This window comes from Pseudomonas sp. F220 (assembly GCF_057813935.1).
The window spans coordinates 33,144-45,782 of record NZ_JBVASJ010000040.1 but is presented as its reverse complement, the minus strand read 5'-3'; the positions used below and the strand labels follow the sequence as shown (position 1 = coordinate 45,782).

Genomic DNA, 12,639 nt, shown 5'->3' with positions numbered 1-12,639 from the left:
CTGGGGCTGGTCTCAATACTGGATACGATAAACCGGCTTAGCCGCATAGCTTGAACCGCCGTATACGGAACCGTACGTACGGTGGTGTGAGAGGACGGCGGGGGTGACCCCGCCTCCTACTCGATTCAAAAAATTGCAGGCCGCGCCTGTTGTTCGTGCGTGACCGCAGCTTCTTTCGGGGTGCAGGTCCAGACGGGCAAGTTGCTTAGAACGAAAAAGGTGTTTTGACCCGGTTTGTCGCGAATGCAGAGTTTTTCTTGGGTCTGTAGGACCGCGTCCTATGGGTTCTTCGGTGGAACACGATTTAGCATTGCGCCCTCATCTGCCGCTCGATGGAGCAATCCTCCAACCGAAGCTTGCCGCAATAGGTGAAAGCCCTTCAGCCCTAAAGTCGGTCGTGATCCGATATCAATATTTGACAATATCCTGTTAGTGCCAGTGCTTACTTGATCGGAAACTTCCTCGCGCACTCTCAGAAACGCCTGATAGAAGTGTGAATCTTTGGCCGTTTAGTCTCTCGATTGAATTTGTCGTATCAAGGGATTGAACATGTTAAGACCTGCGCTCAGGGCGAGGTTGTACTTGGTTTTACTGTGTCTAAGTACGATAAGTCCATCAAACGCCGCCCCCACCCCGGGTGAGCAAGAGCTGATCCGCGACCGCCAGGATCGACTGCTCGAAGAGCAACGCCGCCGTCTCAAAGAGCTCAAAGAGCTACCGGGCAAAGAGGCCGTACCCACCACGCTCACCGTACCCACCGATACCCGCTGCTTCCCCATCCAAGACATCGAACTCAAGGGCGCCGACAGCCTGTCTGCCGCCGCGCGCGCGCTTGCTCAAACCTCATATCGGCCAGTGTCTGGGCGTTACTCAGCTCAACGAACTGCTCAAGGTCATCACTGATCACTACATTGAGAAAGGCCTGGTCACCAGCCGCGCCTATCTGCCGCAGCAGGATCTTTCCAGTGGTCACCTGAGGGTTTTGGTGGTCGAGGGCAAGCTCGAAGGATTGAAAGGCGCTGAAGGCAGTCAGCTGTCCGACCGTGAGCTGGCCATGGCGTTTCCGGGTAAGACCGGCGAGCTAGTCAATCTGCGGGAAATCGAACAACTGGTTGATCAACTGAACCGTCTGCCCTCCAATCAGGCGCTGATGGAATTGGCTCCCGGTAAGGCCGTTGGCGGCAGCGAGGTGCTGGTCAAAAACACCCCGCAAAAACCCTGGCGCGTAGGTTTGTCGCGCAGTAACGATGGCCAGAAAAGCACCGGCGAACAGCAGTGGGGCACCACACTGGACTGGGACAGCCCGCTGGGCTTGGCCGATCAGCTGATGCTACGCGGTGGCCACGATGCCGTGAGCGATCACCAGCACACCTCGAACAACGCCATGCTCTATTACAACCTGCCGTGGGGTTGGTGGAACTTCAGTTACACCTACAGCCAGAGTGATTACCGCTCGCAAGCGCAGGCCAACGGGTTCAACTTCAAACAGACTGGCGACAGCCAGAACCATCAGCTGCGTGCTGAGCGGGTGATCCACCGTGACGCCCTGAGCAAAACCTCACTCAGCGCTGGCCTGGCCTACCTGCGCACCAACAACTTCATTGAAGACAGCAAGCTGGCCCTGAGCAGTAACCGTCTCAGCGAAGCGCAGTTCGGCATCAACCACGGGCGGCGGATCGGCAGTGGGTTCGTCAACCTCGACCTCGGTATGCAGAACGGCATCGGCGCGTTCGACGCCCAGTCCAACGGTCATCCCGGCCCCGGCGAACCTGATGCGCGCTACCGAAAATACACCGCCACGGCCAGTTACCTACTGCCGTTCAAACTGTGGGGCGAGTCTTTTAGCTTCAGCAGTTTGATGACCGGTCAGCGCAGCGAAGACGTGTTGTTTAGCCCGCAGCGCACCAGCCTCGGCGGGCAGTCGTCGATCCGTGGTTACAAGGATCAGTCACTGTCTGGCGACAGCGGTGGCTACTGGCGCAACGACCTGCGCTGGAGTCGTCCAGTGACCTGGGAATGGATGCATCCGGTGTTCGCCGAATACGGCACCAGCCTGGGGTACGACCGGGGCGTGATTCGTGGCGATCGTTACAACGGCAACCAGCATGGGCGGATGTCCAGCAACTCGATCGAGTTGTTTGCTCGCGGTCAGTACCTGGCCACCAGCGTGACCTTTGCCCATTCCCTGGAACGACCGGATGCGCTGACCGAGCGCGAAGCGCCGATCTATTTCCGTCTGGACTTCTTCCTCTAATTTTCGCTTTTTTGAGATTTTTGATATGGATGTTCGTCAACTGACCTTCCTGGCCAGCCAGCCTTCTGCGGCCCTGATTTCCCGCGAGCATTTCTGCTGTATGCCCAAACGCGGTCTGGCGTTCATCCTGGCCAACGCCATGTTCTGGCAACCGCTGCTGGCTCAGGCCGATGGCATTGTGGTCAGCGCGCCAGGCACCAGCCTTGGCCAGGCGGGCAATGGCGTCCCCATCGTCAACATCGCCGCACCCAACGCCAGCGGTCTCTCGCACAACAAGTTCCACGACTACAACGTCGGTGCCAACGGGGTCATCCTCAACAACGCCACCCACCGCACCCAAGCGACCCAGCTGGGCGGAATCATCCTCGGCAACCCGAACCTCAAGGGCACCGCGGCCAACACCATCCTCAATGAAGTCAACGGTGGTAGCCCGAGTCAGTTGCGTGGTTACACCGAAGTGGCGGGGCAGTCGGCACGGGTGATCGTCGCCAACCCGTACGGCATCAGCTGCAACGGTTGCGGGTTTATCAACACGCCGCGCGTCACCCTGACCACCGGCAAGCCGGTGTTGGATAACGGTCGACTGGACCGTTATCAGGTCGATCAGGGCAGCGTCTCGATCGATGGAGCGGGGCTTAATGCGAACAATGTGGACAGCTTCGAAATCATCACTCGCTCGGCGAAAATCAACGCCGAGATCCAGGCGAAAAACCTGACCATTGTCGCTGGTCGTAACGACGTCAATGCACAAACGCTCAACGCCACCGCTCGGGCCAATGACGGCAGCGCCAAACCGGAACTGGCCATCGACTCTTCGGCCCTGGGTGGTATGTACGCCGGGGCAATCAAACTGGTCGGCACCGAAGCCGGTGTGGGGGTGAAGCTGGCCGGAAAAATGATCGCCAGTGGCGGCGATATTCAACTCGATGCCAGCGGCCATCTGAGCTTGGCTGAAACCTCGGCAAGCGGAGCGGTGAATGTTAAAGCCGCCAGCCTCGACGCCCAGGGGCCGGTCTACGCCGGCACCGCCCTCAAGGTCCAAACTCAAGGTGACCTGACCAACCAGCAAACCTTCGCCGCTCGCGACAGCATCAGCCTGAGTGCCGGCGGTCAGTTGACCAACAACGGCATCATCGAAGCCGGGGTCAACGCCGATACCAGTCGCAACGCCAGCGGCGACGTCAGCCTTAGCGCACACAACCTCAACAACAGCGGCAAGAGCGTGATCGCCGGCCGCAACCTGACGATTAACACTACGCAGACCCTGAATAACCAGGCCGGCACTTTGAGCGCCCGGCAAAGCGCCAAGATCACCGCCGGAACGCTGAATAACCAGAATAAAGGTCGAGTCCTGAGCCACGCCACGCTGGACTTGAAAGCTGATCAGGTGCTCAACAGCCAAGGCTTGATCAGCAGCAATGGCAACCTCAGCGCCGACCTCGGCCACTTGAATAACCACGCTGGTGAAGTCTCCAGCGCCGGCAACACGACTTTGAAGGCCAAGAGCCTGGACAACCGTGATGGCAGCGTTGTCACGCAGCAAGGTCTGGACATTCGCCTGGACCAGACCCTGAGCAATATCAAAGGCCTGATCAGCAGTGAAGGCACATTGAATCTCAGCGCCGCCAGCCTGGATAACACTGCGGGTAGTGTGACAAGTGCCAACGCGCTGTCGCTGACCACCCGCGCCGCGCTCATCAACCAGAGCGGTTCGATCAGCGGCAAGGGCGCGACTCGCGTCACCACTGGCACGTTCGACAACACTCAGGGCGCTCGCTTGATCAGCAGCGCCACCCTCGATTTGACCGCGACCCAGGTTAGCAACGGTGTTGCCAGCCGTATCGCCAGCGACAAGGCGCTGATCGCCAGCGTGACCGGTTTCGATCAGCACGGCGGTGAACTGTTCAGCAAGACCTCGCTGAGCCTGGACCTCAACCAAGGCCAGCTGAACAATCAGAACGGCTTGATCAACGCTCCGCTGTTGATGTTGAAAAACCTCAAGGACGTCAACAACCAGAACGGTGAGATTTCCGGTGCCCAGGCCTTCACCCTGGTGGCTCAGAGCCTGGACAACAGCAACGGCAAACTAATCGGCAACCAGGGACTGACCCTGCGCATCAATCAGGCGCTGGCCAGCGTCAAAGGCCTGATCTCTGCCCAGTCCCTCGACCTCCACAGCGCCAGCTTGGATAACACCGACGGGCTGATCAGCAGCCACGGCACGCTGGGCGTGAGCGTGGATGGCAACTTCGTCAACCAGCGCGGGACCCTGATTGCTGACGGTGATGTGCAACTGAGCGCCTACAACCTCGACAACAGCAACGGCCAAATCGCCGGTAAAACCGATGTTACGGCCAACATTGCCACCCTGAACAATCAGGGTGGTCAACTGATTGCAACCGGCGGGCTCCAACTGACGGGCGCCAGCCTCGACAACCGCAAGGGTGGTCTGGTCGGCGCGACCAACGCGTTGCAGCTGAAGGTGGGATCTGTCGACAACCGCGCTGGCGAACTGTCGAGCAAGGCTGACGTGAGCCTGATCGGCAACACACTGAACAACAGCGACGGTGGCCAGGTGTTCGCCGATGCCACACTGGCCTTGACTGTCGATCACGTGATCAACCGCGCCAAAGGCCAGCTCTCGGGTAAGGCCGGGCTGACACTGACGGGCCGCGATTTCGACAACAGCGGCGGCTCACTAATCACCCAGCAAAACCTCAATGTCGATCTCTCGGGCGACCTGGATAATAGTCAGGGACTGCTCAGCGCCGAGGGTACCCTCGGCATCAAGACCGCCAGCCTGACCAACACCTTGGGCCGCGTTTCCAGTGCGGGTGTGCTGACGCTCACCAGCGCAGGTGCGGTGGCCAACCAAGGGGGCGAGATAGTCACTGAGGCCAGCCTCGAGTTGAAGAGCGCCAGCCTCGACAACCGCAACAAGGGCAGCATCAGCGGCAAAGGTGCGGTAGTCGTCAATACTGGTGCTTTTGACAACAGTCACGCCGGACGCCTGAACAGCGGCGACAGCCTTGATCTCACGGCCGCACAAGTGACCAACCAGGACACCGGTAGCATCGGAAGTGCCAAAGCCTTGACCGCCAGCATTACCGGTCTTGAGCAGCAAGGTGGCAAGTTGTTCAGCAACACCTCGCTGAACCTGAACCTGAACCACGGCCAATTGAACAACCAGAACGGTTTGATCAACACGCCGTTGCTGATGCTCAATAACCTCAATGGCATCAACAACCAGAGCGGTGAAATCTCCAGTACCCAAGTCTTCACACTGGCTGCCGACAGCCTGGATAACAGCAACGGCAAACTGTTAAGCAACCAAAGTCTGACCCTGCGCCTTCATCAGGCGCTGACCAACGTCAAAGGCCTGATCGCCGCTGCGGCCCTCGACGTTCAGGCCGCCAGCCTGGACAACAGCGGCGGCACCCTGACCAGCCGCGCAAACCTCGACCTAAATATAGACGGTCAGTTGAATAACCAGCATCAGGGCCTGATCAACGCCACGACCGCGCTGAACATCAACAGCGCCGGTCTGAACAACCAGAATGGTTCCCTGCTGGGCAGCGCCATTGCCATCGACTTCGCAGTGGCCACCGGCGACCTGAATAACAGCGCCGGCTTGATCACCACTGACGGCGCGCTAAGCATCAACCACCTGCGGGACCTGAATAACCAGAACGGTGAAATTTCCAGCAGCCAGAGCGTCAACCTGAGCGCCCGCACCCTGGACAACAGCGCCGGCAAACTGATCAGCAATAACCTGCTGACAGTGAATGCCGATAGCCTGCTCAACCAGGGCGGCCTGATCTCCGGTTGGCAGGGGCTGAGGGTGAATGCCGCGAGCCTGGACAACCGTAACAAAGGCACGCTGTCCAGTCGCGACGGCGATGTGGACGTGAATGTCAGCGGCGCCATTCTCAACAGTGGCGCAGGCGCGCTGGTCAGCCAGAAGGCCCTGACTGTCACTGCAGCGAGTCTCGATAACAGCAGCGGCGGCATCCTCTCCAGCGGCAGCGATCAGACCCTGACGCTCAGCGGCCTGCTGAACAACGCCCAGGGCGGGTTGATCGACAGCGGTGCAACCCTGGCCATGCAGGCAATGACCCTGGGTAATGCCAGCGGCACCATCAACGCGCAACAAGCCCTGAGCTTCATCGGTACCACGCTGGACAACAGCAACGGCACTCTGGTGGGCAACGGCGCAGTCACCCTGGACCTGCTCGGCGCCCTGACCAACACCAACGGCAAGCTTTCCAGCGCCGGCCCTCTGGTTGTTCAGCGCTCGACACAGATCAACAACCAGGGCGGCCAACTCGCCAGTCAAGGGTTGATGACGTTGCTCACCGGTGGCCTGGATAACCGCAATCGCGGTACGGTCGCGGCCAACAATCAACTGACCCTCACCACCGGCGGGGCTGTGCAAAACAGCGGCGACGGTCTGATTTACAGTCAGAACGGTGATCTGCACGTACACGCCGCCAGCCTCGCGAATGCCAAGGGCACGCTACAAAGCCAGGGCAACCTGAGCCTCACGGTCGACGGTGATATCGACAGCCAGAACGGTCGAATTCTGGCCAAATCCGGTGACCTGTCCATCAGCGCTGGCAACCTCGACAACCGGGGTGGTGTGCTCTCCAGCCTGCAAGGTGCATTCACTGCCCAGCTGACCGGGGTGCTGAAAAACGGTTACGACCTGAACAACAACCGCCAGGGCGGCATCACTCAGGCCCAGCGCCTGAACCTGACCGCGCTGACGGGCATCGATAACTATGGTGGGCGCATCTCTGCACAAACCGGCGATGCGATCATCACTACCACGAACTTCGACAACCGCAACGGCGGCCTCTACGCTAAGGGCCAGGTCAAAGTCACCGGCAACAACGTCGACAACAGCGGCGGCCAGATCGCCGGCAACCAAATCGATCTTAATCTCACCGGTGCCCTGAACAACCGATTGGGCATCATCGAGAGCGACACCACCCTCGCGATCAAGGCCGCCAGCCTCGACAACCAGAACGGTCAACTGCGCGCTCTGGGCACCAGCGGAAAAACCGACTTCCAGATCGGCGGCCTGTTCGACAACCGTAACGGCACCCTGGAAAGCGCCAACATCGACCTGAGCCTGGGTGTCGGCAGCTTCCTCAATGGTGGTGGCAGTCTGTTGCACGTCGGCAACGGCACCTTCGACATCTCCACGGCCAACGTCACCGGCGCCGGTGGCAGCATCGTCACCCGCGGCGGCCTGACCCTCAACGCCGACAGCTGGGCCAACAGCAGCGTGATCCAGGCCGGGCGCCTGAACGTCAACGTCAACCACTTCAGCCAGACCGCCGATGGCCAACTGCTGGCCTCCGACAGTTTCGTCGGCAGCGGTGGCAATTGGTACAACGATGGCCTGATCGCCAGTGACGGCAGCTTTAGTCTGAATCTGGGCGGCACTTACTGGGGCAATGGTCGGGTCAGCAGCCTGGGTACGCTCGGCCTAAGCGCCGCGCAACTGAACCTGAATAACGTCTCCAGCATCGCCGGTGGCGGTGACACCACGATCAACGTCGGTGGTCAGCTGACCAACGTCGGTCGCCTGACCTCGGCCGCCAACCTGAATCTGACCGCAGGCGGGATCAATAACCTCGGGACGCTGGGCAGCGGACAGCAACTGACCGTCACCACCGGCTCACTGGTCAACGATCACGGACTGATCTTCAGCGGCGGCGACATGAGCCTTCGGGTCAATGCCCTGAACAACAGCTACGCCAATATCTACAGCCTGGGCAATCTCAGCATCGACCGTGATGGGCAAGGAAGCTTGGCCAGCAGCATCGTCAACAGTTCTGCATCGATTCAGAGCGACGGCAGCATGAGCCTGGCGGCGAGCACGGTTCAGAATATCCGTGCGGTGCTGACCACCAACAATCAGGGCATCTACACCGCATCAATTACCGAGATGCAATGCATCGAAGGGTACAACGCGGGTGATTGCGGCGGCGGCAAGGAAAACCACGTCTGGAAAATACTCCAGCGCGATAAATTTGAGGTCACCGCTGCCAGCGCCGCTTCCAGCATCACGGCGGGCGGAAACCTGAGCATCAACGGTGGGGATTTGCTCAACCAAAGCAGCACCATCGCCACCGGCGGCAGTCTGACCGCGGTGCTCGCCAACCTGACAAACAGCGGCATCGAGACTGGAGAAACCGAAACCTCGCGCACTTTCATGTCCGAGCGCACTAGGAATGCGGCGCGCTGGTACAGCGCCGCCGGCGCCTTTACTGACAAGTACTGGTATCAAAGCAGCGGCTACAACGCCAATGACCTGGGTGGTCTTGAGGCGGGGATGAGCCGCTTTATTGGCATGACCGAAAGGGAGCTGACCCAGTTTCGCAAGACCGAAAAAATCGCTTCCAGCGACCAAAGCTACGCCGCCGTGATTCAGGCGGCCGGTGCGGTCAACATCAACACCCAGAACAACGTCGACAACAGTGTCGTACGCCCCGGTTTCAACTACGTCAGCAGTGGTCCAACAACTGGCACCGGTTCCTCAGGGAGCCAGTACTCGACCCGCATCACGCTTAACCAACAGCTGCCACCGGATCTCGCGCAGCAGCAAGTCAACCCGCTGGCACTCCCCGGCTTCAGCCTGCCCACCGGCCAGAACGGCTTGTTTCGCCTGAGCGGGCAAGGCAGCAGCACACCCGTCGCCAGCGGCCCGCAAAGCTGGACCATGGGCAGCGCGAGCCTCACACCGGCGCAGCGCCAGCAACCACTCCCTACCGGCCAGGCGCGGGACATTCAGCTGGGCAGCATCGCTCAGGCTTCTGCCAGTGCCGTTGATCTAAGTCCAGCTGATCGTCAGGTCGTCAACGGTGGCGTTGATGCCAGCGCAATCAATGCCAGCACTCCAGACGCAGACCCATCGGCCGCTGTATTGCCCGGCCGCTCCACGGCCTTTACGGTCAACCGTGTCCAGGGTTTACCGGCCAGTAGTGGCCAGTCCAAACCCCAGAAATACCTGATCGAAACCAACCCGGTGCTGACCGACCTCAAGCAGTTCATGAGCTCGGACTACCTGCTGGCGAACCTGGGCTACAACCCCGACGAAAGTGCCAAGCGCCTGGGTGACGGTTTCTACGAACAGAAGCTGATTCAGCAGGCGGTAGTCGCCCGTACCGGCCAGCGCTTCATCGATGGCCAGACCTCGGACGAAGCGCTGTTCAAGTACCTGATGAACAACGCCATCGCCAGCCAGGACACACTCAACCTGGCGCTCGGCGTGACGCTCACCTCCGAACAAGTCGCGGCCCTGACCCATGACATCGTCTGGATGGAAAATGCCGAGGTCAATGGCGAGCAACTGCTGGTACCCGTGCTGTACCTGGCCAACGCCAACAATCGCCTGGCCGCCAATGGCGCGCTGATCCAGGGCAGCAATGTCACCCTGATCGCCGGCAAGGACCTGAACAATGTCGGCACTCTGCGCGCCAGCAATAACCTGTCTGCCGCCGCCGGCAACGACCTGGTCAACAGCGGCTTGGTAGAGGCCGGTAATCGTCTGGATCTGTTGGCAGGTAACAACCTGATCAACAAGGCCGGCGGCATCATCGCCGGGCGCGATGTGAGCCTGACCGCCATCAATGGCGATGTGATCAACGAACGCACCGTCACCACCCACCAAAGCAGCACCGGCTACAAAAGCGAGCAACGTGACTTCGTCGACAACGCCGCTCGTATCGAAGCGGCCAACAACCTGACCCTCAACGCCGGCCGCGACGTCAACAACAGCGGCGGTGTCCTGAAAAGCGGCGCCGACACCACGATCAACGCCGGTCGAGACGTCAACATCACCTCCGCCGAGCAGGTTGTCAGCAACGCGCGCGGCACCAACCACCGCGATCAAACCATCACCCAAAGCGGCTCCAGCGTCGACGCCGGCCGCGACCTGACGATCAACGCCGGCCGTGACCTCACCGCCATCGCCAGCCAGATCGACGCCAAACGCGACATCGCCATGGCCGCCACCGAAAACCTGACCCTGGCCTCGGCGGCGGATGAACAGCACTCGTACAGCAAGAGCAAGAAGGTGACGAGTCAGGAAGACCATGTCAGTCAGGTATCTACCAACCTGACGGCCGGTGGCAACGTTGTGCTGAGTGCCGGCAAGGACCTGACGCTGATCTCCAGCCGTGTCAGCGCGGGCGATGAAGCCTACCTGGTCGCTGGAAACAACATCGAACTGCTGGCCGCCCAAGACAGCGATTACTCGCTGTACGACATGAAGAAAAAAGGCAGTTGGGGCAGTAAGGAAACCCAGCGTGATGAGGTGACGCAGGTCACCAATGTCGGGAGTGAGATCAGGACCGGGGGGGACCTGACACTGGTCAGTGGCGGGGATCAGCGGTATCAGGTTGCCAAGTTGGAGAGTGGCAAGGATCTGACCATCATCAGCGGCGGCGAGGTGACCTTTGAGGCGGTCAAGGACCTGCATCAGGAAAGCCACGAGAAAAGCAGCAGTGACCTGGCCTGGAACAGCGCCAAGGGCAAGGGCAACACCGACGAAACCCTGCGCCAGAGCGAACTGGTGGCTCAAGGACAACTGGCAATCAAGGCCGTCGATGGCCTGAAAATCGACATCAAACAGATCAACCAAAAAACCGTCAGCCAAACCATCGACGCCATGGTGCAGGCCGACCCACAACTGGCTTGGCTCAAGGACGCCGAGAAGCGCGGGGATGTGGATTGGCGGCAAGTGAAGGAGATGCATGACTCCTTCAAGTACAGCAACTCTAGCCTCGGCCAGGGGGCGATGCTGGCGATCATTATTATTGTGACGGTGCTGACGGCAGGTGCGGGGAGTGCTGCGGTGGGGACTACGGCTAGTGCTACTGCTGGTAGCGGCACTGCGATGGCGGCGGCGACCACCTCCCAGGCCTTAGCTGCGGGCGCGACGTTCACTGCAGCGGGCTGGGGCAATGTCGCCGCCACGGCTGTTCTCACGTCAGCCGCCAGCGGTGTAGCAATCAGCACGATCAACAACAAGGGCAACCTGGGCGCCGTTGTTAAAGATGTTACCTCTAGCGACAGCCTGAAAAACTATGTGGTGGCAGGGGTAAGTGGCGGTATTGGGAATGCGAACATCGGTGTTCGTTTGGCGGTCAACTCCGCGTTGAAGACGGTCGTCAATGGAGGGAAGTTCAAAGACAACCTGAGCCAGGCGGCGGTGGGTTTGGCCGCCGATATGCTCAGTGGTGCGATCTATGACAAGGTTGGTGATCACTTGCTGGGCAGCGGCTTACCGACCAGGGTCGCGGTTCATGCCATCGTGGGGGGGCTGATCGGTGAGGCGGCAGGCGGAGACTTCACCACGTCGGCACTGGCGGCTGGAGCAAACAAAGCGCTGATCCAACTGGTGGGGGACAAGATATTCCCTGGCGAAGCTCATGAGCAAGTGCTGGCCATGACCTCTCAGCTGCTGGGTATGACGGTTGCGGCTGCGGCTGGCGGCAGTGACAAGGATCAGCAAGTAGCAGGATGGGTGGCGCAGCAGGCAACGGTTAACAACTACCTAAACCACAAAGAGGTTGAGGGCTTAATAGACGAGTCCAGAACCTGTGCCGCCACCAATACCTGTGATCAGGTTAGAAACAAATACGCAGATTTGAATGATGCCAACGAGAAACGGCTGAAGTCGTTTTGCGACGCTGATCCAAGCGGGTGTAAAGCAGCATTTCAGGATTTGGTAGCGGATTACAACAAGACGCACGAGCTCATTTCTCAAGCTCGTGTATCCGATGGTATTCCGGAGGAGATGAAGCGGGTACTGGCAACTGCTCAGTTGATGAACCAAACCACTCAGCTACGTCTTGTAGAAACTGGGCTAGCGTTGGGAGCTGCGCAAGCTGCTACTGATTTTGCAGGGCAGTTTGGTATTGATGTCGAGCCCGAAACGGCGGGGAGCTTTGCGAAGTGGTCGGCTATACTCTTTGGGGTTGGGAAGGCTGCCGGTGCAAAAGGTCTTGGAAAGGACTACGTTGACATTCTTTCTCCTGAAGCAAAGCAACATATTTTGTACGGCGATAAGCCAGGTAGCGGTGGACATATGTGGCCAGGACAGGAAGGAAAGACAGTCTTTCCTGAAAGTTGGTCAGGAGATAAGATTGTTGGCGCGATTGGCGATATCACGACATCTCCGAGCACTAAGTGGTACGCGCAAACTGGAATCGGTGGGGCTTATACAGCTAAAGGAGATGCTGCTAAATGGGTTGCTTATGAAACTCGTGATGGTGTGCGAATGCGAGTTGTATATCAACCGGCTACAGGAAAGGTTATTACTGCCTTTCCTGATGATGCTCCTATTCCACCCTACAAGCCTATTAAGTAGA

1 protein-coding gene and 1 pseudogene are annotated in these 12,639 nt (G+C 59.3%); both read left to right on the top strand.

Annotated elements, in window-relative coordinates; all coding sequences use genetic code 11:
• Positions 1–549 precede the first annotated feature (549 nt).
• Positions 550–2,254, top strand: a pseudogene (locus tag ACZYSM_RS24905) (ShlB/FhaC/HecB family hemolysin secretion/activation protein).
• Positions 2,255–2,279: 25 nt separating this feature from the next.
• A complete protein-coding gene (locus tag ACZYSM_RS24900; protein WP_489075621.1) occupies positions 2,280–12,638 on the top strand; it encodes a two-partner secretion domain-containing protein in 10,359 nt (3,452 codons plus the stop codon).
• Position 12,639 lies beyond the last annotated feature (1 nt).

Excerpts from the sequence above, each read along its gene's own strand:
- ACZYSM_RS24900 (WP_489075621.1), top strand. The coding sequence starts at position 2,280 with ATGGATGTTCGTCAACTGACCTTCCTGGCCAGCCAGCCTTCTGCGGCC.